Below are 24189 nucleotides of genomic sequence, written 5' to 3'. Positions count from 1 at the left end.
ATCGGCCCGCTGCCGCGTTGCTCGTCGTTGAATATGCTCGGCATGTCCTTCCTCCTCGCGCCTAACAGCGGGCCGATTTCACTCGGACCAGGAGCCCGCCCTGAATGTCAACAGGCCCTAGTCCTTGCTGAAGATGCCGATCCAGCCGCGGTAGAGCGTATGGGCCGAGAGCGGCACGCGCAGCGTCCTCGGCGGTGCGCCCGGCGCGGCGGGCAACTCGCCCAGGCGGGCCACCAGACCAGCCGCGACCAGGAAGCTCGCGAGACCGAAGACCATTCCGCCGATAATCTGGCCGGCCAGGACCCCCGGCGCGCCGGCCAGCGCCGCGCCGGCCCAGACGAAGGGAATCGTCCCGAACGTCGCGCGGCCCCAGTTGGACCAGGTCGACCAGGTCGGCCGCCGCAGGTTGTTGAAGGCCGCGTTGGCGACGAACTGGGCGCCGATGAAGAGATAGCCGATCGCGATGAAGGTGCAGAAGAAGCCGATCAGCTCAGCTGCCTCCTCCGAGGCGATGAAGGCGAGGATGATCAGGTCCTGCAGGAAGAACAGCAGCAGCGACACCGAGAGCACGGTGATCGTCAGGAAGATCAGCGCGTCCCACAGGGTCCGCCGCACCCGTTCGAGCCGGCCGGCACCGAGGTTCTGGCCGAAGATCGGGCCGATCGCGCCCGAGAGCGCGAAGACCACGGCGAAGGCAACCGGAATGATCCGGCCGATCACGGCATAGCCGGCAACCGCGCTGTCGCCGAAGCGCGCGATCGCCTCGGTAACGAAAGCATAGCCCACCGGCGTGGCAACGTTGGTCATGATCGCCGGCGCGGCGACGCCCAAGATCGCGGGAACCTGCAGCGTGAAACGACGGAAGGCGAAGCGCCCGAGCAGTTCCTGCTTGCGGACCACGCCGTGCAGGCCAACGGCGAGCACGGCGAAGCGTCCGGCGACGGTCGCCGCCGCGGCCCCGTCGACCCCGAGGCCGAGCGTGAAGATGAAGATCGGATCGAGCAGCGCGTTAACGGCGCCGCCGGTCAAGGTGGAATACATGGCGCCACGGGCGTCGCCGACCGCGCGCAGGGCGCCGCCGCAGGAAATGGCGAGCGCCAGGACCGGCATGGACGGCAGGACAATGCGCAGGTAGGAGGTCGCCAGATCGAGGGTCCGACCCGTGGCGCCGAGCAGCTCCAGCAGCCAGGGCGCGCTGAACCAGAGCAGGGCCGCCAGGGGAATCGTTAAAGCCAGGGCAAAGACGAAGATATCGACCACCCGGCCGCGCGCCCGGGCTCGCCGCCCCGCGCCGATTGCCTGGGAGACCAGGGCGCTCATGGCAATAGCGATGCCGATCGAGATCGAGGTGGAGAAGAAAAGGATCGAGCCGGCGAAGCCGACCGCCGCCGCCAGCTCGGCCTCGCCGAGCAGGCTGAGGAAGTACATGTCGGCCAGGTCGACGAGGAAGAGCGCCATCAGGCCGATGCTCGCCGTCGAGGTCATGACGGCGATATGGCCCATGATCGAGCCCTGGACGAAACGGGCGCCCGCAGGGCGCGAGGACGGCTCGCTCACGGAGCCTCGATCCTAGGGGCGCACGATTGTCGCGACGATTTCAACGGGGTTCCACTTCAGAGCGACGGGCGGGATAGCCACTGTAGCCGCGATCGCATCGGAGCGCATCGCCGCGGACCGCCGCTAGAGCGAGTCGACAGCGCGCAGGCGCTGCGGATAACGTTGCGACTATCGGGCTGTCGAGGACGGGGACGGCAAAGGCCGCCTCTACGAGACATGACCCATGGGGTGCGGAGCACACCCGAAGGCAGGCGACGCGCTGGGGTCAACCCGGGCCGCCGGTGCTTCGGTCCGCAGCTTAAATCAGGGAGAAAACCATGGCCGACCACATCGATGTCGTGCTGAGCCGCTTCAAGAACATGCTGACGCGGATCATCACCAAGGACGCGGATTTCGACGACCTGTGCCGGAGACACGCCGAGCTGACGTCGGAAATCCGCGCCCTGCAGCCGGACCTCGACGCCAGTCAGGGGCAGCGGGACCAGCAGCTCCGCAAAAACCGGGCCGCGCTCGAGGAGCAGATGTTCGCCATCATGCAGTCGAACATGCGGATCTGACGACGCAGCATCGAGAATCATTCGCCATGGGATTAGGCAGAGTGCAAAGGCCTATGCTAGGCTCGCGCGGCAACGAATAGGGGAAGGGAGTCGTGTTCTCAATCCTGGTGACCAATCCGAAGGGCGGCTGCGGCAAGACGACGATCGCGACCAACCTTTCGAGCGCCTTCGCCTCGGCCGGGCACAGGGTCTGGCTGGCCGACGCGGACCGGCAGCACAGCAGCCTGAACTGGCTCGCGCGGCGGCCCCGCACGGCGCGCTACATCAAAGGACTTGATTGGGTGAAAGGAAACGGCCAGACGCCGAACAAGAAGGGCGTGCTGGTTATCGACGCGCCCGCCGCGGTGCGCGGACGGCAGACCGAGAGTCTGGTCGCCGAGGCCGACGTTGTGGTCGTCCCGGTGCTGCCCTCGGTGTTCGATCAGGATACCACGACCGCCTTCCTTAAGAGGCTGCACGAGATCAAGCCGATCCGGAAGAACAAGAAGGCGATCGCCTTGTTGCGCAATCGCGTGCGCCGAAACAGTCGGGCCTCGGCGCGCCTGGACCTCTTCATGATCAGTTCGGGCGAGCAGGACCTTGGCGAACTGCCGGAGCGCGCGCTCTATCCCGAGCTCGCCAGCCGCGGCCTTAGCATCTTCGACCTCGAGACCAAGGTCGGCACGACGCTGCAAGAGGATTGGCAGCCCCTGCTGCGCTTCATCAACAGCGACGACTAATACGGAAGATGTCTCGGCGGTAAAGCTTCGCGGCTCCGTCAGGACCGGATCTCCTCCAGCACCGGGATGAGCGGTTGATCCGCGCCTCGCCGCACGGCGTAGCGGTTATGTCGACGCTGCGAGAACCAACGATCATGCACCGCCTCACGCGCATCTCGAGGACCCTCGGTCCGGCGTTACTGTTCTGCCTGCTCGGGGCTTGCGCGTACGTGCGGCCGGTGGAGACACCGATCCCCACACAGGCCTATGGAGACACCGACACCGCGGAACGCATCTTCGTGCTCCTGCCGGGCTTGCACGACGATTTGGATTCCTTCGAGCGGCGCGGCTTTCTCGCGGTGGCACGCGACAACTGGAGCGGCCAGAAGCGGGCCGCCTTCGTGACCGTCGACGCCCATTACGGCTACTACAGGGAACACAGCATCGACCGGCGCTTGAAGAACGAAGTACTGGCCGTCTTCGCCGGCAGACCGGTGACCGGCGTTGGCGTCTCGCTCGGCGGCCTCGGCGTACTGGTGACGGCGAGGCGCTACCCCGACCTCTTCGACCGCCTGGTGCTGATTGCGCCTTTCATCGGCTGGCCGGACCAGATCGAGCGGTTCAAGCAGTATCCCGGCGCCGAGCCGCGCAATGCGTTCGAAGCCGAGATCTTCGCGCTCTGGCGCTGGATGGAGGACGGTGCGGACGGCCTGCCGATCACTGTGCTCTACGGCGAAGACGACGAATTCGGCGCGGGCTACGCCGATCTCGCGTCCCTGGCACCGGCGGTCTCGTTTCGCGCCGGACCCGGCGGCCATGACTGGAAGAGCTGGAACCGCCTCTGGGCGGGCTGGCTCGGCGAGCAGGTCGCCACGACGGTAGGCAGCAGCGCCGCGCTGTCGCCGCCGCGCTGAGCGACCCGGCCGGCGTCAGGCGGCGCGCACCCGGTCCAGGAAGCGGTCGACCTCTTTGGAGAGCTTGCCGGATTCCCGTGAGAGCTGATTGGTGGCCTCGCGCATTTCGGTCGCTGTCCGGCCGCTTTCGGCGGCGGCGTCCCTGACATCGGCGATGGTGGTCGAGACCTGCTGCGTCCCGGAGGCCGCCTCCTGGACGTTGCGGGCGATCTCCTTGGTTGCCGCGCCCTGTTCCTCGACCGCCGCCGCGACCGCCCCGGCAATCTCGTTGATCCGGCCGACCGTGGCGCCGATTCCCTCGATCGCCGAGGCCGCGGAGCCGGTCGCCTCTTGGATCGTCCCGATCTGCTGGGAGATATCGTCGGTCGCCTTGGCCGTCTGGTTGGCGAGGCTCTTCACCTCGCTGGCCACCACAGCGAAGCCCTTGCCGGCTTCGCCGGCGCGCGCCGCCTCGATGGTCGCGTTGAGCGCCAGAAGGTTGGTCTGCTCCGCGATGTCCGAGATCAGGTTGACCACGGCGCCGACGTTCTGGGCGGCGTCGACTAGGCTGCGGACCTCACCGTTGGTCTGGTCGGCCTGCGCCACCGCGTCCTGAGCGATCCTCGAGGACTCGGACACCTGCCGGCTGATCTCGCCGATCGAGGCGCTCAGCTCCTCGGCGGCCGCGGCCACGGTGTTGACGTTCCTCGTCGTCAGTTCCGAGGCCGAGGCCACGGTGTCCGACTGCTCCTTGGTCTGGTCGGCGCTGTCGGCAACGGTCTTGGCGCTCGCCTCGATCTGCGCCGAGGCGCTCGACACCGATTCGACGACGACCTTGACGGAGGACTCGAAGCTCGAGGCAAGAGACTGCATCGCGGCGCGCTTCTCCGCCACGGCGCGTTCCTCGCTCTCCGCCCGTTCCCGGCGCAGCTGCTCCATTTCGGCCGCGTTGCGCTGGAAAACCCCGACGGCGCGGGCGATCGCGCCGATCTCGTCACTGCGTTCCGTGTGCCGGACCTCGATGCCGGTATCACCGCCGGCCAGGCGATTGACCACCTCCGTTATGGCGCCGATTGGCCGGGTCGTGGTCAGCGTCACGAAGACGCCGAAGCCCAGGGCGACCAACAGGACAATCAGGGCGGCAGCCGCGACGACCCCATAGCCTCTCTCGCTCTCCGCCCTGATGGTCTCGGTCAGTGTCATCAGGTCGCCCGCCACCTTGTCCTCGACCCGCTTCAGCAGATCGATCTTCTGCGTGATCACATCGAACCACTGCGGACCCTGGATACCCTTGAGGTCGCCGCTCTGCGGACTGTCGATCGCGACCTCGCGCATGCGCGCGACTTCCTGGACCGGCGAACCGGCGACGGTTTTCTCCAGGAAGGCGACCTGCTCCCCGCCGGCGTGCTTGCGGAACACGCCGAGCAGGATGTCCTGCAGAGCGATCAGCTCGACGAACTTCTGGTAAATCGCGGGCCGGAACTCTCCCGAACTGAACCCGACCGCCCCCATGGCGCGCTCCAGGCCGGCCCGTTCCTTGGCCTGCAGCAGAGCGCTGTAGGCCGCGATGGCGTTGGTCACCCTGGACTCGCTGCTCAGCACCAGCATGCGTTCGACGACGGCGAGCAGCTTCTGGATGGTCGGCGTGTAGTAGCCCGCCATCTCGCCGACCGAAATCTCGAAGCCGTCGACCTGCCTACGCTTCCCGGCAAGCTCGGCCAGCGCGCGGTCCGCCCGGTCCAGGAGCTCGTTCAAGGCCACTCCGTAGCCGCCGCCTCGCGCCGCTTCCGCTGCCGTCTGGAAGGCCTTCAACGAGCGGTCCGTGACACTGCGTTGCTCCGGCAGCGAACGGGCGAATTTCTTGCCCTGGCTACTGATGAAACCCGCAGAGCGGCCGCGCTCCTTCTGGAGGTCGTGCACGAGGTTGCTCGCCACCGGCGCCAAACGCGCCAGGGCCTGAAGTTGCGCCATCTCGCTCGCCAGGCGGTACTTGTCGAACACGAAGGCGGCCGAGATCAGCACCAGGCTGAGGATCGGTATCCCGACTGCCAGAGCGATCCGGGCACCGATGCCCGCGTTGCGCACAGTACTAAGCATGGCCATGCCTCTCGGTCGTCCGCACTACGATCTTCCGCCTGTACAGGCGCCAAGGTCCCGCTCACGGACCGCGACAAGGCCGCGCACCCGAAGGCGCTTGAGCGAGTTTTCGGATACATCAAAAAAGTGAATAATATTAAAATATTACTACTATTATAATATCCACTCTAAGAATCATTCGCGGCCGCCGGCCTCGGCCGACGAGAGGCCACCCGGGTTAGGGCTAGACATCGAAGATCAGCACCACGTAGGCGAAGAAAACCGCCAGGTGGACCACCCCCTGCAGCGAGTTCGTCCGCGTCCCGACGAAGGTCACGATGCTGATCGACAGGGAGAGCGCGAGGAGCACGATTTCGGGCAGCTCGAGCCCGAGCTCGATCTCGCGCCCGACGATGGCCGCCGCGATCAGGACCGCCGGGACGGTCAGCCCGATGGTCGCCAGGGCCGACCCCAGGCAGATGTTCACGGCGCGCTGCAGTTGGTTGTGCCGCGCCGCGTCGAAGGCCGCGATGGCCTCGGGCGTGAGGATCATGACCGCGACGATGAAGCCGCCGAGCGCGACCGGGGCGCCGACCTGATCGATGCCGAAGTCGACGTAGACGGCCAGCTGCTTCGACATCAAGACCAGGGGCAGCATGGTCAAGATCAGGCCGGCGACGTGGAATCCCACGCCCCTGATATCCAGCTCGTGCGCCGGCGGCGCTCCGAAGGTGGCGATCTCGTCCCGCGGCTGTTGAAAGATCATGGGCTGCCGAAGGGTCTGGAAAACCAGAAAGATGCCGTAGAGCACCAGCGAAATGATGATCTGGAACACGGTCTGCAGGGGCGACAGGCCGCCGCCCGGCGCGGACGTTGTGAAGCTGGGCAGGACCAGGCTGGTCACCGCGATGGGCAACAGAACGACCAGATAGGCGTTGGCGCCGGACAGGTTGAAGACCTGAAGGCCGTGACGCAGGCCGCCGAGCAGGAGGCTGAGCCCGACCAGGCCGTTCAGCACGATCATCAGCACCGAGAACATGGTGTCGCGCGCCAGCGTCGGCGTGTTGTCGCCGGTCAGCATAACCGCCGTGATCAGCGCGACCTCGATGCCGATCACCGAGAGGGTCAGGATCAAGGTCCCGTAGGGCTCGCCGAAGATGTGCGCGAGGCATTCGGCGTGATGGACCACACGGAAGACAGCCGCGAGCATGACGGTGAAGATCACGGCGAGCACGGCGAAGGACGGGCCGTAGCCGATGTCCTGGGGCTGCAGCGCGGGCCCGATCACGGCGAGCAGCGCGTAGGCGAGCCAGATCAAGGCGATGGGCCATTCGGGCAGCAGCGAGGCGCGCGGTGATTTCGACATTCACGAGACTCCCCCAGCGATCGGCGGGATGAAGCCTAATCAGCCCGGAAGGGCGATCCAAGGGGCTTTGCCGTCCGCTCCGTCCCGCTTGCCCGCCGTCGGCCGGGCGGCGTCTTGCAGCGCGGGCGCCGGTATCCTAATTAGGGGCTAATCACCTTGCGCGGGAACTCTGGAATGAAAGTCTTTATCCAGACCAACGAGCGGCAGTGGCTCGGTGCCCTGGTGTCCGCCCACTCCATGAAGCGGAACTCCAAGCACCCGGACGCCTTCGACATCGAGATCATGCACGTGCGGGATTTTCCCTTCCTCGCCGAGAAGGAAGGGCAGAAGTTCCTGCGCGGCGGCGTCGAGCGGGTCTGGCGCATGGACGACCTCCAGTCCTTCACGCCGCTGCGCTACATGCCGCCCAAGCTGATGGGCTACCAGGGGCGCGCGGTGGTCACCGACCCCGACGTCTTCGCCGTCGGCGATATCCATGACCTGCTGACCATGGACATGGGCGACGCGGCCGTCATGGGCCGACGGCGCTGGGACAAGCCGGACAAGGCCTGGCGGATCGCGACCAGCGTCATGCTGCTCGACTGCGCCCGCCTGACCCACTGGAAGCCCGAGGAGGAGTTCGACGAGCTGTTCCGCTTCGAGCGCGACTACAAGGACTGGATGGTGCTGGCGCACGAGGACCCGAAGAACATCGGCATCCTCGACGAGGAGTGGAACGACTTCGACCGCCTGACCGACAAGACCAAGCTGCTGCACAACACCAAGCGCCGCACCCAGCCGTGGAAGACCGGGTTGCCGGTCGACTACACGCCGGCCGACAAGCTGAAGAAGTATCCGCTGCTGCCGGCCTTGAACCGCCTGCGCGCCCGGCTGTTCGGCGATTACGCCATGCTCGGCAGCTACCGGCCCCATCCCGACCCGCGGCAGGAGCGGCTGTTCTTCTCCCTGCTCAAGGAATGCCTCGAGCAGGGTACTATCAGCGAGGCCCTGGTGCGCGACGAGATGGCGAAGAGCCACGTGCGGCGCGACGCGCTCAGCCTGGTCTGAGCGCGTCGCGCCGGGGGAACGGAAGCGGGCCTCCCGCGAGACTCTGTTGGAAACTGGAAATGGGCGAACGGCCGTGGCCTACATAGACTATTCAAAGCTGGAAGCGATAACCCACGATGGCTTCGAGGGGACCAGGCCCTACCCCTTCGCAAACCCGGAAGGGCTGCTGACCGACGAGGGCTTCGAGGCGCTCTACACCAACCTGCCGGGACTCTCCCTGTTCGAGGAGAGCATCGGCAAGACGCGCCGGGCCGGACAGACGCCGCACGACCGCTACTCGCTCGAGTACACGCCGGAGACCCGGGTCCCGGAACCCTGGAAGGCCTTCATCGACGAGCTCTGCGGCGACCGCTACCGCCAGAACATCGCGCGCCTGTTCGGCGCCAAGAAGATCGAGTTCCGGTTCCACTGGCACTACACGCCGCCCGGCTGCTCGGTCTCGCCGCACACCGATTCGCCGCGCGAGCACGGCTCACATCTGTTCTATTTCAACGGCCCGGACGACTGGCGGCCGGACTGGGGCGGCGACACGCTGATCCTCGATGACGGCGGCAGGCTCGACTACAACTCGGCGCCCAAGCTGGAAGACTTCGACGGCGAGATCGCCTGCAAGCACATCGGCAACTTCAGCGCGATCATCAAGCGCACCGACCACGCCTGGCACGCGGTCCGGCCGATCGAGTGCCCGGAAGGCAAGCTGAGGAAACTGTTCATCGTCGTGGTTAACCCCGACGCGCTCTACTGGAAGGTCCGCGACCGCCTGATCGGCAAGCAGAAGCAGGCGTTCTAGGAGCGGGCGGCTTCGCCTTGGTATCCAGCGCATCGGTGGCCGCCCGACCCGGGCGGGCGGGGCCATTGTACGACCGACCGATGGGCAATCGTATCTCGATAAATATAGTTAAATCAGTTACTTAAAATCATATTTTTAACAGTTTTCTAAACAATTCTGCGCTCATAATCATCGTCTGCGATATCGCGATGAGGAGCGCCCCCGTGACGGCAACGACGATCCATGACCAGTCGCCGGCAGCCGGCTGGCTGCGTGGCCTTCCGTTCGACCTGCAATTCATTGTCGGCATTGCCGCGATCGCACTCCTGAGCGGCGCGGTTGTGGTCATGGAGCCCCGGCTGTTCGTGCCGATCCTCCTGATCGACCTCTGGCTGCTCGGTTATCACCACGTCATCTCCACCTACACCCGGCTCTGCTTTGACCGGGAAAGCTTCCGGGCCCACCGCTTCCTGCTGCTGGGGCTGCCGCTGATCGTCATCGCGGCCGTCGCCGGTGCCGTCTTCGGGATCGGGCTCTGGACTCTGGCTACCGTCTATCTCTACTGGCAGTGGTTCCACTACACGCGCCAGAGCTGGGGCGTCTCCCAGGTCTATCGGCGCAAGGCCGGAGACCTGATCCCGCCGGACGAGCGGATCGGCCAGGTCGCGTTCTATCTCCTGCCGCTATGGGGCATCCTCTATCGCAGCCACCAGGATCCCGGCACCTTCCTCGGCATGGAGCTCAGGGTAATCCCAGTACCCGAGCTCGCCGTCCACATCGTCGGCGTTGCCGCTCTGGCCGCGCTCGGCTGGTGGCTGGCGACGCGCGTGGCGATGTGGCGCCGCGGCCGGCTGCCTGTCGCCCACACGATCTACATGCTGTCGCACTTCGTCATCTTCGCCTTCGCCTACCTGATCATCGAATCGATCGATGCCGGCTGGCTGGTGGTCAACGTTTGGCACAACGCGCAGTACATCGTCTTCGTCTGGCTGTTCAACAACAACCGCTTCAAGGAGGGCGTCGATCCCAAGGCGAAGTTCCTCTCAACCATCAGCCAGACCCGCAACGCCTGGCTCTACATCGGTGTCTGCCTCGCTATCAGCACCGCGGCCTACCTGGCGATCGACACGGTGTTCTCGGCGCTCGCCCTGGTGCCCCTCGTCGCGATCTACATGACCATCAACTTCCACCACTACATCGTCGATTCCCTGATCTGGAAGGTCCGACGCAAGCCGATCCAAAAGGTCCTGGGGATCACCTCCTGAGGCCTGACGAGCCCGGTGCGGGCCGGCCACTAAGCCTGGCCGGCCCGGGCCGCGGCTCAGGACCGCCGGCCCACCGGCGCCGGGTTCTGCAATATTATCGTTTTATTCAATCTTCCTGATCCAATCTGGCCTAGTTCCAAGGCACTACCAATGGAAGCGGCCAGCCCGCCTATGTCTCTGGGACAGAATGGCAAATCTGCCCAAGCAGACTCCGATGATTTCAGTCAACACCGGCATCTGTGATGGAACTGCTGAGGCGGAGAGGCAGGTGTCCTGCGACCTCGCGTTCTGCGCGAGCACCGGACGCACGGCGACCATGTTCCTGGCGTCCACGCTCAACAGCCTTCCCGGCGTCGTCGGCCTGCACGAGGGGCAGCAGCCGGGTAAAACGCCGGTTCCCCTGCTGCCGCTGATCAATATTCACAACCGGAAGGCTTGGCGGGATCCGGGTTTTGCCGAGCAGACCGTCCGGGAGTTGAGAGACACAGCGACGCTGTCGAAGGCGGCGGGCGACGCTGGCCTCGTCGTGGATGTCGCGTTCTACAACGCCCCGCTCATGGTCGCGCTGGCGCGGCAGCACCCGACGGCGAAGCTCTTCGTGATCTTTCGCAGGTGCGCGCCCTTCGTCCAATCGGCGACGCTCATTGCCGGGGAGGACCGCCAGCCGGCGGGATGGCCCGACCCGGCCAAGCCCCTTACCGACCGCGAGACCTTCATCTCGATGGGTCGGCTGAAGCCGGAGCGCGGCAGCGAAGACGCCGAGGCCTGGCCGGGCTGGTCGGGCATCGAGCGCAACATCTGGCTCTGGACCCGTGTCAATGGGCACCTCCTCGACTTTCTGAACAAGAGCCCGAACTGCCGCAAGCTTCTCTTCGAAGACCTGGTCGAGAACCCGAGGGCCTTCTGGACCGGATTTCTTCGAGACCTGGGGCTCTTCTCGGAACGCAATCTCACCCGGTGCCTGGAACGCTCCGCGGCAAAGGTGAACGACCGCCCGTCCTATCACGTCGGTCCTGTCGACTCTTGGAGCGACGCCGAACGGGCGCTCTACGCGCAGCGCGCCCGTCCTCTGGAGGAAAGAATCTATGAGTGACCCGCTCGAGAGCCGCATCGTTCAGATCGTCCAGAACACGCTGCGCGAGAACGGTGACGAAAAGGACGTCGTCATCACCGCGGAGGCCTCGATGGAGAGCGTCTCCGGCTGGGATTCTCTGACCTTCATGAAGGTGTTCCTGGCGATCAACGAGGCTTTCGGAATCAACCCCGACTTCGACGACGCGATCCACTACACCTCGGTGAAGTCCCTGCACGACTACCTGGCGAAACAGGTGGCGTGATGTTGGGGCCGAGCGCTCGCCGGAAGCTGCTGGCGCGGCTGCACGACGTGGTCCGCAACCACGCGGACCGCGTCGCCGTCCTGGAACAGGAACGGCAGGTCAGCTACGCCGGGTTCGGCCGCATGATCGCCGGGGTACAGAGCGCTCTGGCGGAGACCGGCGGAAATGCCGCCGCGCCGGTCGGCCTTCTGCTCGACCGCTCGGCGCTGGCCTACGCCGCCATGTGGGGCGCGATCGCCCAGGGCAGGGCCTACGTCCCGCTCAACCCCCATCACCCGGCGGTCCGCCTGCAGAGCATCGTCCTGCAGGCCGGCGTGGAGGTGATCCTGTGCGACGCAGGCACCCGCGACCTGGCGGAACGGCTGGGGATCGACAAGGCGAAGGTCGTCGTCCCGAGCCTCCCGGCCGGTGATGCCGAGGACCGCGCCCCCGCCTGGCACGAAGGGCCGGACCGCGGCGAGATCGCCTATGTCCTCTATACCTCCGGCTCCACCGGCCGGCCCAAAGGCGTTCCGATCTCCTACGACAACCTCCTCGCCTTCGTCGACAACCTCGACGGGACGATCGACTATCGCTGCGAGGATGTCTGCTCGCAGGTCTGCGAACTCTCGTTCGACTTCAGCGTCCACGAGATCTACCTCGCCCTGCTGAACGGCTGTGCGCTCTGCCCCGCGCGGCCAATCGACCTGTTCAACCCCGCTGCCTACATCGCCGGCCGGGGGATTACCGTCTGGATCTCGGTGCCGTCCCTCGCCCGGGTCATCCTGAACAACGGCGTCGCGATCGGCGACTCGCTCGGCAGCATTCGCCTGAGCATCTTCAACGGCGAGGCCCTGACGGCGCGCCTGGCGGCCAACTGGAGCGCGGCGGCGCCGAACTCGGAGATCTGGAACAACTACGGGCCGACCGAATGCACAGTGGCGGTGACGGCGCAGCGCTGGTCGGACGACCCCGACATCGTGGAATCCGATGTCGTCGCCATCGGCGTCCCCTTCCCCGGCTGCACGACCGCGCTGCTCGACGGCGCTGAGATCACGGCCACCTCGGCGGCGGCGGAGGGCGCCGCCGGCGAGCTGCTCCTGGCCACGCCGCAGTGCTTCGCCGGCTACGCCGATCCCGACCTGCCCTCGCCCTTCGCCACCGACGGCGCCGGGACTCGCTACTACAGGACCGGCGACCGCGCGCTCTGGCGCTCGGGGCGGCTCTATCACCTCGGCCGCATCGACCACCAGGTGAAGATCGGCGGGCACAGGATCGAGCTGATGGAGGTCGAGCACCAGCTGCGGCGCGAGCTCGAAACCGAGTCGCTCGCGGTCATCGCTCATCCGGCCGAGCGGCCGGTCGAGCTGGTGCTCTTCCTTTCAGGGGTCTCGGAGGCGCCAAAACTGAACCCGGAGCGGCTGGGACTGCCGGACTACATGATGCCCAAGAGGACGGTCCTGCTCGATGCCCTGCCGACGACCCCCCACGGCAAGCTGGACCGCAACGCGCTCCACGCCCGCGCCGAGGCCCGGTCGGGCAACGCCGCATGAAGACGCGCGCCCTGATGCTGCTCGCCGGCGTCGGGCTGGCGGCGGGACTGCTCTGGCTGGACCAGAATCGCGGCGGCCCGGCGAGCATGCTGTCGCGCTGCAACCTGCTGCTGTCGCGCGGCGAAGCTCCCGCGGCCGATGTTCTCATCCTCGGCAGCAGCCGCTCGGGGACCGCGCTGGACCCGATCGCCCTGGAGAAGATGCTGGCGCCCGCTTCGTCCGGCGGACCGAAGGTCGAGCGGATCGCCCTGCCCCACAACCCGCTCCGCGCGAACTACGCCCTGCTCGAGAACTACGTGGCGAACCGCGGCGCCCCGAAGGTCCTCGTCCTCGAAATCATGTTCATGTCGAGGCGGAGCGTCGACCTGCTGGCGCAGCGGCAACTGACGATACTGCCCGAGCACTACATTTTTCGCCGCGACATCAACCTCCTGACCTTCGAGCAGCTGCTCACGCTGCCGGCGGTGGCGATGCCCTTCACCGAGGACGAGGGCTGGATCAGCCAGTGGCGCATGCGGCTGCGGGGCGCCGTCCTGAGAGCCGGGGCGCTGACCTACCAGTTCCTGCGGAATCCCGCCGAACAGTGGGACATTGCAGATTGCGGACGCGACGAGTGGACCAGGGAACCGGTCTGGCCCCCCGACTTCGCCTTCAGCTTCGGCGATTACGAACCCGCGGCGCCGCTGCCGGCATTGATCGACATCCTCGAGACCGAGATCGCGGCGCACGCGGCGGCGCGCGAGCTGAAGACCTGGCAGACAGAGTCACCGGGGATCAAGCGCTATGCCTACGACTTCGAGGCGCCCTATCGCCGGGGCGAGCTCGCATTCCTGGATTCCATACTCCGCCTGGCCGGCGAGCACGGGGCCAAGGTCGTGCTGCTGCCCATGCCCACCTATGGGCACAAGCCCGGCGCCAAAGACCTGCGGGCGCTGAGGAGATTCCTCCCGGAGCACGCCCAGCTCTTCAACGTCTACGCCCAGATCCGCGGGAACTTCGACACCCTCTGGCACGACGACGGCCACATCGAGATCTACCCAACCGGCGCCCTGACCACGGCGCTCGTCGCCAAGCGCCTGGTCGACGGGGGGCTGGTCGACGGGGAGCCGGTTGATGGGGAGCCGGTTGATGGGGGAGCGGTCAATCGGGGCCGGCCGGCGACACGGCATGATTGACGCGATCTCATTCCTGATCCTGATCGCGCTCTCGATCGGGCTGTCCCATGTCATGGCGCCGACCGGCCGCCTCAATCGTCTCTTCTGGACCGTCGCGCCGGGCGCACTGCTGCTCTTCATCGTGCATCCCCTCGCGCTGTTGTTCGCGCTCACCTCCTATCTCCTGAGCTCGCTGGTCTACGCGGCCGGCCTCGCCGTCAGCAGCACGCGGCTCAAGGCCCGCATGCCCTACGGCATCCTGCTCCTGCTCTTCATTCCGGACTTCACGCATCTGATCGTCGAGACGCCGATCTTGTGGCTCGGCAGCGCGTTCTTCATCATCCGGCAGATGATGACCGTCGCCCAGGCGATCAAGAACGAGGCCGGCCGGGCGGATTTCTTTCCCGCCCTGCTGCTCTCGACCTTCTTCTTCGGGGCGCTGCCCTCGGGTCCGGTGTTCAACGGGCTGCAGATCTGGCAGCAGCTGAAGGAGGAGCGCGCGGCCGACTATGGCGAGGGCATCTACCGCTTGTTCGAAGGCTTCGTCTTCCTCTTCGCGATCGCCGGCTTTGCGAGTGCCGCCATGCCGATTCTGAAGGTGCAGGCGGCCGACATGTTCACGGAGAGCAACTTCGCCGGCGCCGTCTTGATGAAGTTCATCGGCGAACCGCTGGCCGCCTTCGCGTTCCTCTTCGCCACCTTCTACGGCTACTCCCGCATGGCGGAGGGCTCCGCCCTCAGCCTCGGCTTCGAGGTGCCGCAGAACTTCAACAAGCCGCACCTGGCCCGCGATCTCGGCGATTTCTGGAAACGCTGGCATCGCTCCATGGCGGATTTCGTCATGCAGTACATCTATCTGCCGCTGCTGGTGACGACGTCCTACACAAAGCTGGCGCTGATCGCGGCCTTCGTCTTCATGGGCCTGTGGCACAATCTCTCGCCCGGGTTCCTGATCTGGGGACTCGGCCACGGGATCGCCCTGGCCGTCGTCCTGCCGCTCTTGAAGCGGCGCAATTTCGCGCCGGCCTTCCTTCGGGTCGCCTCCCTGGCCTACGTCGTCTTCCTCTCGTCCATCGCCCACGGAGTCTGGTCGGCATGAAGCTGAACCGTCGGAAATCGGTCTACCTGCTGAGCTGCGCGGTCGTCCTGGCGTTGTGGATCGCCTTCGGCAGCTTCGAGGCGATCGAAGCGCCCTACGTGGGCTTCTGATGGCTCGCGCCCCCGCTCGGGCTCGCTTTGCCGGTGACCCTTGAGCTTGGCGTGGGTTTCCGAGAGAGTCAGGAATGCTCGGCGTTCTTGCTCTCCTCGCCCTTTCGCTCGGATTCCTCGTCCGCGCCGCGGCCTGGGGCATGATCGTCGCGGGCTTGCTCTGCGCCGCGCTGCAGATGCTCGTGCCGATCGCCGTGGCGGCCTTCCTCGCCGGCCTCGCCGCGCTGCTGTTCGGCAAGCTGCTGGAGCAGGCCGGATGGGCTCTCGCCGCCTGGCAGAACGCTCTTGAACGAAACCGCGCGGCCGCGACCGAGGCCCGCTCCCAGGCCGTGATCTACGACTTCGCCGCCGCCCGCGCCCGCAAGCGCCAGGAGGCGTGACCGGCGCCGTCCGAGATCGGCCGAGACGGTGAGACCGGGCTGAGATCACGCCTGTTTTTGAGAAGAGATGGTAGCGGGGGAGGGACTTGAACCCCCGACACGCGGATTATGATTCCGCTGCTCTAACCAACTGAGCTACCCCGCCACAGGGATGCAGGCTATAGGTCTTCCGGCCCCGGCCTGTCAAGGCCGCGCTGGCGCTGGCCCCCTGCCCTTTTCTCCGGGCCTCAGTCGCCCATCATCCCGGCCAGCTTGAGGGCGACCCCCATGGAGCCGGAGATCTTCAGCTTGCCGGTCATGTAGGCCAGGTTGGGGTCGAGGCTGCCCTCGAAGAGCTTGCGGCAGTTATCCATCGTCAAGGTCAGGGTGGTGTCGACCTCGTCCGGATCCTCGTTGCCGATTTCGGGGCTCGTGCCGGTGCCGTCCCAGAAGATCACGCCGTCGTCGCCCAGGTCGAACTTCACCTTGTAGCCGAGCGGCGGGTTGAGCGCGGCCTGCTGGCGCAGGGCCTCGGTCAGGCTATCCAGGCTCATGACGCGTCTCCTTATCGGGGCAAGGGCTGGGTGGTCTGAAAGCGCGCTCAGGCGGCTAGGCGGCCCTCCGCGGCGGCGATCCAGCCGCCGCCCAGCACCCGGGTGCCGTCGTAGACCACGGCGGCCTGGCCCGGCGCGATGCCGTACTGCGGTTCGTCGAGCAGAATCTTGGCGCCCGCCCGGTCGGCGACGATCCGGGCGGGCGCCGGTTCCTGGGTCGAGCGCAGCTTGACGGTGACCGCCCTGCCCTCGCCCGTTTCACCCGCAAGCGCCTCGGCGTCCAGCCAGTTGAGCTCTTCGACCCGGACCCGCTCGCAGGCCAGGGCCTCGCGCGGGCCGACCACGACCCGCCGGGTCTCGGGCTCGAGGCGCAACACGTAGAGCGGGTCGGCGACGCCGCCGATGCCCAGGCCCCGGCGCTGGCCGATGGTGAAGCCGATGATGCCGTCGTGGCGCCCCAGGACCGTGCCGTCCAGGTCGACGATCTCGCCGGGATCGGCCGCCCCGGGCCGGAGCTTCTCGACCACGCGGGCGTAGGAGCCGTTGGGCACGAAGCAGATGTCCTGGCTGTCGGGCTTGTCAGCTACCGGCAGTCCGAAGCGCTCGGCGAGCGCCCGGGTCTCCGGCTTGGGCAGGCCGCCCAGCGGGAAGCGCAGGAAGTCGAGCTGCGCTTGGGTGGTCGCGAAGAGGAAGTAGCTCTGGTCGCGCTGCAGGTCGACCGCGCGGTGCAGCTCGGCGCCGGCCGCTCCTTGCCGGCGCTGCACGTAGTGCCCGGTCGCCAGCGCGTCGGCGTCGAGCTCCCGCGCCGTCTCGAGGAGATCGCGGAACTTGACGGTCTGGTTGCAGCGCACGCAGGGGATCGGCGTCCGCCCGGCGAGGTAGCTGTCGGCGAAGTCCTCCATGACCGACTGGCGGAAACGGGATTCGTAGTCGAGCACGTAGTGCGGCATGCCGAGGCGCTCGGCCACGCGGCGGGCGTCGTAGATGTCCTGGCCGGCGCAGCAGGCGCCCTTGCGGCCGACGGCGGCGCCGTGGTCGTAGAGCTGCAGCGTGATGCCGACGGTCTCGAAGCCCTGCTCCTTGAGCAGGGCCGCGGTGACCGAGGAATCGACGCCGCCGGACATGGCCACGACGACCCGTGTCCGGGCCGGATCCTTATCGATGCCGAGCGCGTTCATGGCGGTGCAATATAGGGGGGCCGACCCCGGGTGCAAGCGGAGCCGGTCACGGCTCGATCCCCAGGCGCTCGAAGATCCGGCGCCAGGGCGCCGGGTCGAACATCATGCCGAGCGCCACGGAGAAGTGCCCCTGGCGGCGCTGGAACAGGTTCTCCTCGGGCAGCTTCCAGGACCGGGCCAGGGCGTGGGCGCCGGCGATCGGCATGACGCAGTCCTTCTCGCCCAGCAGCATGACAATGCGGTCCGGGTCCAGCGCCGGGGGCCCTGTGGGCTGGATCAGGGGCAGCCAGGGCTCGATCCGCTCCTCGTCCCAGCCGGTCGCCTCCAGCGCGGCGCGCAGGTCGAGGGACTGGGCGAGGCAGCCGTCGAGCGCCACCTGCTGGACGTCGCCGCTGACCGCGAGCAAGTAGAGGGCGTCGGGCACCAGCTCGGCCGGCCAGGAACGGGCCGCCGTGGCGTAGAGCTGGGCGGTTATCGCCCCCAGGCTGACACCGGCGAGGATGACCGGGCCGTCCCCCTGGCGGCGCGCCCAGGCGATCATCGCGGCGATCTCTTGCAGGGCCGCCTCGAAACCGGTGATCAGGCCCATGGGGCCCCGGCCGAGGAGGGGCTCGCCGCCGTACCAGCCGTCGATCCGGCGCCGGCCGTGCCACGGCGCCTCGGGATGGACCACGCGGAGTCGGGTCCCCAGGCAGTGCGACATGGGATCGAGCAGGCCGCGCCACATCTCGGCCTCGATGGTGATGCCGTGGAGGGAGATCACGGTCGGGGCGTCGCTCCGGCCCGCTGGGCCGTCGATCCGGGCCCAGGCCGTATCGCCCAGGACGGGCGAGCGGAAGCGGAGCCAGCGCATCGGCCCCTTCGGCCCCTCGGCCACCTGCGAGACCGCCACGTCGGCTGGCGCGGGCGCCGGGAAGGCCGCCTCGGGGGATGCCAGGCGGGCGCCGTGACGCTCCTCTACGGCCAAGGGCGGGGCAATTTCCAGACGGAGCCGCGGCAGCGCCCCGATGACCGGCAGAAAGAGGGCTCGCCCCGCCATGAAGCGGTGCGCCGCCCGCCGCCGCTCTGCCTCGGCCGCCGAGAGCGCCTCGGTCGTGACCGCCTCGGGGGCGAAGGCCAGGTCCTGCCAGCGCCGCTGCGCCGCCTCGTAGATCCGCTGGCGGCGGTCGATCCGGGCGACCGCCCCGCGGACCAGGGGCAGCGGCAGGGTCCGGCCCGGCAGGGCCGCCAGGAAGCTCTCGACCGAGCCGCGGGCTTCGGCCGCCGCGGCCCAGGCCCGGGACAGCGGCAGCAGGCCGTAGGTGATGGCGCCGAAGGCGAAGCTGTCGAACCAGGGCCGCGCTACGACCCGGCCGAAGGGTCCGGTGAACCATCCGTAGGAGCGCCTGCGCTGGTGCCGGGCCTGGCGCCCGGACTCGGCCATTCTCATGGAGCCAAGGTCCTGATTTCGATGCCGGATCCGGCTTGGCGGCACCGAAACCGGAGCCCGGTTATACCCCGATTCGACACCCCGGTGTGGAATCGTCTCGAGGCCTCGGCTATCCTCGCCGCGCCGTCAACACAGGGAGGCGAGGCATGCACCGCACGATCCGCAAGAGCTTGATCGTCCTGTTGTTCCTGGCTTCCCCGGCGCTCGGCGCCCCCGAGGCGCTGCCGGGCTGGGTCGTGATGGCCACGCCGCACAGTTACCAAGGCCTGATTGAGCGGCTCGACCAGGCGGTCAAGGCGAACAAGATGGGTCTGGTCACCCGCGCCAGCGCGACGACCGGGGCGAAGAAGAAGCTGAACAAGACGATCGCCGGCAACATGGTCGTCGGGGTCTACCGGCCGGACTTCGCCGTGCGCATGCTCGAGGCCAGCGTGCAGGCCGGGATCGAGGCGCCGATCCGCTTCTACATCACCGAGAACGACGACGGCACGGCGACCCTCAGTTACAAGACGCCCTCGGCTGTCTTCGCGCCCTACCGCGACGGCGGCCAGGCACTGGTCGACCTGGCCGGAGAGCTCGACGCCATTTTCGACCGGATCGCCCGCCAGGCGGCCGCTCCCTGAGATCCCCTCGAACGGCGGCTGTACCGGATAGGCGTGCCACGTGGCTCTTTTTTCGCGTATTCGGCGAGAAACTGACGGCTTAATCTAGTTAATTTTATGACCGCAGTAGGTTATTGAGACTCAAAGAAGGTTAAAGGATTCGCGGTCACCAGGGGGCCGTGTTCCGAACTAATCCGAAGAGATCCCCGACATTTGGTCTAGTCCATAGTGAAAACAGTAAATGAAACTCCCGAAAATGTCTTTCTGCGACGGCGGTTTGCGCGATCCGGGTGTATTTCTAGTTTCAAAACTTCGAGTAATTCGGGAATAATCGATCTGCTCTCCCGTTGTAGATTTGTGGGGTCATCGATGAACGACAACAAGAGAGGTAAAGGAACATCGGTAACCTTTTGACGACGGGTGACCTAGGCCGGGGGGTTTCACGAGGTCTTGCTGTTCAGCGTTTTCGGCGGGCCGCATCCTTGCGGGGCGCAGCGAACGGATCTGGCGGAAAGCGATTCGGGGCCGGCCCAAGTTACGCGTGACCGAAGCCGGGCGATCGAAACCGGCACTGTCGCGTGGCTTAGCGACAACAAGAGTTACGGGCAAGAACCCAGCAACAAGAAATAGGGGATACAAGACAATGCCTCGTGAGACGGACATTCACATCGGCCGCCGTTTGCGGGAGGCGCGCCTTGCCAGAGGCCTCAGCCAGGGCGCCCTGGGCAAGCTGCTCGGCGTGACTTTCCAGCAGGTCCAGAAGTACGAGAGCGGCGCCAACCGAATCGGCGGCAGCCGCCTGTGGGACATCAGCTCGATCCTCGAGGTGCCGGTCAGCTACTTCTTCGAGGGCCTCGGCGGCAAGAGCGAGGCGGGCAGGGAGGGCGAAGCCCCCCTCACGCGGCGTTCTCTCGAGCTGGCGAAAGAGATCGACGCGATTCCCGACGAGTCCGTGAAGCAGCACTTCCTTCGCCTGGTCCGTGCCATCACCAAGTCGGACCACGACTGCATCTGAGCGCCTTTAGCGCACCGCCCGCAGCAGGCCGTGGATCGAGCGGATTCACTTGTCTTACCGGAACCGCGAAGCGTTTCCGGTAAGACATGATTCGCTCTAGCCCTCGAGCCCCATGTCCCAGAAGCCGACTTCCAGGCGCGTCGCGGCGCGGAAGGTCCGGCAGAGAGAGGTCCAGCGGCCCGCCTGCTCGGCCGCGGCGCCCAGGCGCCGTGCCGCGACCCGGTCGAGCTGACGCACGGCTGCGCCGGCGACCTCCTGGTACTCCGCCCCGGCGTAGGTCTCGATCCACTCGCTATAGGGGTTGTCGGCCGCGGAGCCGCCCTGCTCGCTGGCCAGCCTGAGCCCGATCTCAGCGTAGCCAACGACGCAGGGCGCGAGGGCGACCAGGAGGTCGAGCAGGTCCCCGGCGACGCCCTTCTCCAGCACGAAACGGGTATAGGCCATGTTCTGGGGCGCTTCCGGAACGGCCAGCATGTCGGCCTCCGAGAGCCCCCAGCGGGCGCAGGTGCCGACGTGCAGACGCATCTCCGTATTGAGCAGCGCGTCGAGCGTGGCCGCCGCCTGCCGCATGTCGTCGAGTTCCTCGCTCTTGTAGACGGCGAGCGCGTAGGCCCGAGAGAAGTGCACCAGGAAGAGGTAATCCTGCGCGAGGTAGTGGCGATAGCACGCCTCGGGCAGGCTCGCATCGCTCATCCGGCGGGTGAATTCGTGCCCGACGAAGGCCGCCCAGTCCTCGGCGCAGGTCGCCTTGAGGCGCGCAAAAAGGCTATCGGGGCCGGCCGGACTCTGGCTTGCCATGGTTCAACTCCTCTCGAGCTCGGGCCGCTACTCCAGCAGCAGGTTTCGGGTTTCTCCCGGCAGCGCGACGACCAGGCCATCGAGTGCCTCGGTCATGACCACCTGGCAGCCGAGGCGCGACGTCCGGGTCAGGCCGAAGGCGAGGTCGAGCATGTCCTCCTCGTCGTCGGAGGACTCGGGTAGCTTGTCGAACCAGGCCCCGTCGACGATGACGTGACAGGTGGAGCAGGCCAGCGAGCCCTCGCAGGCGCCCTCGATATCGACGTCGTTGCGGTGAGCGATCTCCAGAACCGACAGGCCCAAGGGCGCGTCGACCTCCTTGTGGGTTCCGTCGCGCTCGATAAAGACCATCTTCGGCATCCTGCCGGACTCCCTTGGTTGTTTGGAGGGGCGCTGCAAGTCCGCCCGTCGGCGTGTCCAGAGCATGATTCGGAGGGGCGGCCGCTACTCGGCTGCGTGCTGGCCCGGCCCGCGCAGCATGGCCACCTTGGCGGCGATCTCGTCGATCGTGAAGTCGATCTCGGCCTCCGTGGTGAAGCGTCCCAGGCCGATCCGGACCGAGGCGCGGGCGAGATCGCCCGGCAGGCCGAGTGCGCTCAGGACGTAGGACGGCTCGACCGAAGCCGAGGTGCAGGCGGAGCCGGTCGAGACCGCCAGGCGCGGCATGGCGGCCATCAGCGCCTCGCTGTCGACTCCCGGGAAGCTGAGGTTGAGATTGCCGGGGATCCGGCGCTCGCGGTCACCGTTGACCTGGAGATCGGGCAGCCGAGGGGTCAGGCCCTCGATCAGGCGGTCGCGCAGTCCGGCGATGCGCGCGCTCTCCTCGGCCATCTCCGCGCCGGCGAGCGCGCAGGCCTCGCCGAGCCCGACGCAGAGCGGCCCCGGCAGCGTGCCGGACCTGAGGCCCCGCTCCTGCCCGCCGCCGTCGAACAGAGGCAGCAGCCGCACGCGCGGGCGGCGGCGAACGTAGAGCGCGCCGATGCCCATAGGGCCGTAGAGCTTGTGGCCCGAAAGGCTGAGGAGATCGATGCCCAGGGACTGCACGTCGAGCGGGATCTTGCCGGCCGCCTGCGCGGCATCACAGTGGAAATAGGCGCCCTTCTCCCGGCAGATCGCCGCGATCTCCTCGATCGGCTGGATCACGCCGATCTCGTTGTTCACGGCCATGATCGAGACCAGCGCGGTGCGCTCGGTCACGGCGGCCTCCAGGCGCGCCAGGTCGACGAGGCCGTTGTCGCGCACCGGAAGCACCGTGAGCCCGACCCCTTCGCGCTCCATGCGCCGGCAGCTCTCCAGAACGCACTTGTGCTCTGTGGCCAGGGTCACCAGATGGGGCCGCCGCTCCTTGTGGAACCACGCCGCGCCCTTGATCGCCAGGTTGTTTGATTCGGTCGCTCCGGAGGTGAAGACGATCTCCCGGGGCTCGGCGCCGATCAGGGCCGCGACCTGAGTGCGGGCCCGCTCCACCGCGGTCTCGGCGTCCCGCCCGTAGGCATGATGGATGCTGTGCGGATTGCCGAAGCGCCCGGCGAAGAAGGGCGCCATGGCGTCGACCACGCGCGGGTCGGTCGGGGTCGTCGCCTGGTTGTCCAGGTAGATCACCTCTTCCAGGGTCTCGCTGCGCCCGGCCGGCTGTTCGCTCTGTCCCGTCATCTCGCTTCCTTCACGGGTTCAGGCCGCCGTCGGCGACGTGGCCCGGCTCTTCTCATATAGCCTGCGCCAGGCCGCCAAGAAATGCCCGATATCGGCCTCCTCTGACTGCCAGCCGAGGCTGACGCGGATCGCCGAACGGGCCTCCTCCGGGCTTGCGCCCATGGCCCGGAGCACGTGGGAGGGCTGCACCTTGCCCGACGAGCAGGCTGATCCGGCGCTGACCGCGACACCCGCGAGGTCGAGCGCCATGACCTGGGTCTCGGCGATCAGGCCCGGGGTCGAGAAGCAGGTGGTGTTGGGCAGCCGAGGGGCCTCCCGGCCGAAGATACGGGACCGGGGAGACAGGGCCAGGACCTCGGATTCCAAGCGGTCGCGCAGCGGCGCCAGGGCCGTTGCCGACGGCAGGGCAGCCAGAGCCGCCGCGGCCGCCGCGCCGAAGCCGGCCGCACCCGGCAGGTTCTCGGTGCCGGCTCGCCGCCCGCGCTCCTGGCCGCCGCCCCTGAGCCCCGGGTCGACCGTCCGTCCCGGCCCGAGAACCAGGGCGCCGACGCCCGGGGGACCGCCGAGCTTGTGGGCCGAGAGGCTCACCAGGTCGAGGTCGAGCGCCGCCATGTCGAGCGGAATCTTGCCGGCGGACTGGACCGCGTCGCAGTGCACCAGCGCCCCGGCCTCGCGGGCCAGGGCGACGATCTCGGACAGGGGCTGAATGACGCCGGTCTCGTTGTTGGCGTGCATGACGGACACCAGGGCGGGCGCGCTCTCGGCGGCCAGCAGGTCCCGCAGGGCCGCTAGATCGACCACACCGTCGGGCCGGAGGGGGACCCGCTCGGCCCGCGGCGCCGCCCGGAGCACGGAATCGTGCTCGCCAGCCGAGACCAGCAGGCGCCGCCCGCCGCCGGCGAGCGCGAGGTTGTTGGCCTCGGTCCCGCCGCTGGTGAAGATAACCTCCTGGGGCCGCCCGGAAACCAGGGCCGCCACGGCCTCGCGCGCCTCTTCCAAGAGACGGCGCGCCACGCGGCCGGGGGCGTGGACCGAGGAAGGATTTCCTGTGACCGCCAGCGCCGCGGCGACCGCCGCCGCCGCTTCCGGGCGAACCGGCGCGGTTGCGTTGTAATCCAGGTAGACGGTGCCCGACATCGGC

The 24189-nt window shown here is 67.4% G+C and carries 24 protein-coding genes and 1 tRNA gene; 14 read left to right on the top strand and 11 right to left on the bottom strand.

What is annotated here, in order from left to right; all coding sequences use genetic code 11:
- Window positions 1-117: 117 nt before the first annotated feature.
- The gene (locus QNJ67_08645) at window positions 118-1557 is read right to left on the bottom strand and encodes an MATE family efflux transporter (GenBank protein MDJ0609034.1); all 1440 of its coding nucleotides are present in this window, start codon (window positions 1555-1557) and stop codon (window positions 118-120) included.
- Between the two features lie 317 nt (window positions 1558-1874).
- Between QNJ67_08645 and QNJ67_08640 the strand changes: the two genes are divergently transcribed.
- The 3 genes from QNJ67_08640 (at window position 1875) to QNJ67_08630 (ending at window position 3726) form a co-directional block, all read left to right on the top strand.
- Window positions 1875-2114 carry a hypothetical protein gene (locus QNJ67_08640; GenBank protein ID MDJ0609033.1) on the top strand — a complete coding sequence of 80 codons (240 nt, stop codon included), beginning with the start codon at window positions 1875-1877 and terminating at the stop codon, window positions 2112-2114.
- 92 nt (window positions 2115-2206) lie between these two features.
- Window positions 2207-2833 (top strand): ParA family protein, encoded by a 627-nt coding sequence (locus tag QNJ67_08635; protein MDJ0609032.1) that lies wholly within the window; start codon window positions 2207-2209, stop codon window positions 2831-2833.
- Between the two features lie 134 nt (window positions 2834-2967).
- Window positions 2968-3726 carry a hypothetical protein gene (locus QNJ67_08630; GenBank protein MDJ0609031.1) on the top strand — a complete coding sequence of 253 codons (759 nt, stop codon included), beginning with the start codon at window positions 2968-2970 and terminating at the stop codon, window positions 3724-3726.
- Between the two features lie 15 nt (window positions 3727-3741).
- Here QNJ67_08630 and QNJ67_08625 read toward each other — a convergent pair whose 3' ends face one another.
- Both QNJ67_08625 and QNJ67_08620 read right to left on the bottom strand, forming a co-directional pair.
- Complete coding sequence (locus QNJ67_08625) at window positions 3742-5802, bottom strand: nitrate- and nitrite sensing domain-containing protein (GenBank protein ID MDJ0609030.1); 2061 nt, start codon at window positions 5800-5802, stop codon at window positions 3742-3744.
- A gap of 223 nt (window positions 5803-6025) precedes the next feature.
- A complete protein-coding gene (locus QNJ67_08620; GenBank protein MDJ0609029.1) occupies window positions 6026-7147 on the bottom strand; it encodes a hypothetical protein in 1122 nt (373 codons plus the stop codon).
- Window positions 7148-7321: 174 nt separating this feature from the next.
- Between QNJ67_08620 and QNJ67_08615 the strand changes: the two genes are divergently transcribed.
- The 9 genes from QNJ67_08615 to QNJ67_08575 all read left to right on the top strand — a co-directional run bounded on the left by QNJ67_08615 (window position 7322) and on the right by QNJ67_08575 (window position 15840).
- Window positions 7322-8194, top strand: coding sequence for a hypothetical protein (locus tag QNJ67_08615; GenBank protein ID MDJ0609028.1), 873 nt, complete (start codon window positions 7322-7324; stop codon window positions 8192-8194).
- A 73-nt stretch (window positions 8195-8267) separates the two neighbouring features.
- A complete protein-coding gene (locus QNJ67_08610) occupies window positions 8268-8984 on the top strand; it encodes a hypothetical protein (protein ID MDJ0609027.1) in 717 nt (238 codons plus the stop codon).
- A gap of 203 nt (window positions 8985-9187) precedes the next feature.
- Window positions 9188-10228: a hypothetical protein gene (locus tag QNJ67_08605; protein MDJ0609026.1), complete on the top strand. Its 1041-nt coding sequence runs from the start codon at window positions 9188-9190 to the stop codon at window positions 10226-10228.
- Between the two features lie 268 nt (window positions 10229-10496).
- Entirely contained in the window at window positions 10497-11321 is an 825-nt protein-coding gene (locus tag QNJ67_08600) for a hypothetical protein (GenBank protein MDJ0609025.1), read from the top strand.
- Window positions 11314-11565, top strand: a complete 252-nt coding sequence (locus tag QNJ67_08595) for an acyl carrier protein (GenBank protein ID MDJ0609024.1) — start codon at window positions 11314-11316, stop codon at window positions 11563-11565. Before QNJ67_08600 ends, QNJ67_08595 begins: the two co-directional genes overlap by 8 nt.
- Window positions 11565-13097 carry an AMP-binding protein gene (locus tag QNJ67_08590; protein ID MDJ0609023.1) on the top strand — a complete coding sequence of 511 codons (1533 nt, stop codon included), beginning with the start codon at window positions 11565-11567 and terminating at the stop codon, window positions 13095-13097. The genes QNJ67_08595 and QNJ67_08590 overlap by 1 nt, the downstream gene beginning before the upstream one ends.
- Entirely contained in the window at window positions 13094-14272 is a 1179-nt protein-coding gene (locus QNJ67_08585; GenBank protein MDJ0609022.1) for a hypothetical protein, read from the top strand. The genes QNJ67_08590 and QNJ67_08585 overlap by 4 nt, the downstream gene beginning before the upstream one ends.
- Window positions 14265-15350 carry an MBOAT family O-acyltransferase gene (locus QNJ67_08580; protein ID MDJ0609021.1) on the top strand — a complete coding sequence of 362 codons (1086 nt, stop codon included), beginning with the start codon at window positions 14265-14267 and terminating at the stop codon, window positions 15348-15350. Before QNJ67_08585 ends, QNJ67_08580 begins: the two co-directional genes overlap by 8 nt.
- 184 nt (window positions 15351-15534) lie before the next feature.
- A complete protein-coding gene (locus tag QNJ67_08575) occupies window positions 15535-15840 on the top strand; it encodes a hypothetical protein (protein ID MDJ0609020.1) in 306 nt (101 codons plus the stop codon).
- A gap of 68 nt (window positions 15841-15908) precedes the next feature.
- On the opposite strand, the gene QNJ67_08570 is transcribed toward QNJ67_08575, so the two are convergent.
- The 4 genes from QNJ67_08570 to QNJ67_08555 all read right to left on the bottom strand — a co-directional run bounded on the left by QNJ67_08570 (window position 15909) and on the right by QNJ67_08555 (window position 18980).
- A tRNA-Met gene (locus QNJ67_08570) sits at window positions 15909-15985 on the bottom strand.
- Window positions 15986-16067: 82 nt separating this feature from the next.
- Window positions 16068-16373, bottom strand: a complete 306-nt coding sequence (locus tag QNJ67_08565) for an SCP2 sterol-binding domain-containing protein (GenBank protein MDJ0609019.1) — start codon at window positions 16371-16373, stop codon at window positions 16068-16070.
- A gap of 47 nt (window positions 16374-16420) precedes the next feature.
- A complete protein-coding gene (gene mnmA / locus QNJ67_08560) occupies window positions 16421-17551 on the bottom strand; it encodes a tRNA 2-thiouridine(34) synthase MnmA (protein MDJ0609018.1) in 1131 nt (376 codons plus the stop codon).
- A 46-nt stretch (window positions 17552-17597) separates the two neighbouring features.
- Complete coding sequence (locus tag QNJ67_08555; protein MDJ0609017.1) at window positions 17598-18980, bottom strand: alpha/beta hydrolase family protein; 1383 nt, start codon at window positions 18978-18980, stop codon at window positions 17598-17600.
- Between the two features lie 146 nt (window positions 18981-19126).
- On the opposite strand from QNJ67_08555, the gene QNJ67_08550 reads away from it, so the two are divergent.
- Both QNJ67_08550 and QNJ67_08545 read left to right on the top strand, forming a co-directional pair.
- The gene (locus tag QNJ67_08550) at window positions 19127-19603 is read left to right on the top strand and encodes a DUF302 domain-containing protein (protein ID MDJ0609016.1); all 477 of its coding nucleotides are present in this window, start codon (window positions 19127-19129) and stop codon (window positions 19601-19603) included.
- 622 nt (window positions 19604-20225) lie between these two features.
- Window positions 20226-20597 (top strand): helix-turn-helix domain-containing protein, encoded by a 372-nt coding sequence (locus QNJ67_08545; protein MDJ0609015.1) that lies wholly within the window; start codon window positions 20226-20228, stop codon window positions 20595-20597.
- A gap of 96 nt (window positions 20598-20693) precedes the next feature.
- Here QNJ67_08545 and QNJ67_08540 read toward each other — a convergent pair whose 3' ends face one another.
- The 4 genes from QNJ67_08540 to QNJ67_08525 form a co-directional block, all read right to left on the bottom strand.
- Window positions 20694-21395 (bottom strand): TenA family protein, encoded by a 702-nt coding sequence (locus QNJ67_08540; protein MDJ0609014.1) that lies wholly within the window; start codon window positions 21393-21395, stop codon window positions 20694-20696.
- A 27-nt stretch (window positions 21396-21422) separates the two neighbouring features.
- On the bottom strand, window positions 21423-21755 hold the full coding sequence (locus tag QNJ67_08535) for a ferredoxin family 2Fe-2S iron-sulfur cluster binding protein (protein ID MDJ0609013.1): 333 nt from the start codon (window positions 21753-21755) through the stop codon (window positions 21423-21425).
- Between the two features lie 84 nt (window positions 21756-21839).
- Entirely contained in the window at window positions 21840-23048 is a 1209-nt protein-coding gene (locus QNJ67_08530; GenBank protein MDJ0609012.1) for an IscS subfamily cysteine desulfurase, read from the bottom strand.
- Window positions 23049-23066: 18 nt separating this feature from the next.
- Complete coding sequence (locus QNJ67_08525; GenBank protein MDJ0609011.1) at window positions 23067-24185, bottom strand: cysteine desulfurase family protein; 1119 nt, start codon at window positions 24183-24185, stop codon at window positions 23067-23069.
- Between the last annotated feature and the right edge of the window lie 4 nt (window positions 24186-24189).

Source organism: Kiloniellales bacterium, from assembly GCA_030064845.1.
In the GTDB taxonomy this organism is placed as follows: domain Bacteria; phylum Pseudomonadota; class Alphaproteobacteria; order Kiloniellales; family JAKSDN01; genus JASJEC01.
Note: the sequence above shows the minus strand (reverse complement) of the source record. Positions and strands in the feature narration are given on the sequence as shown.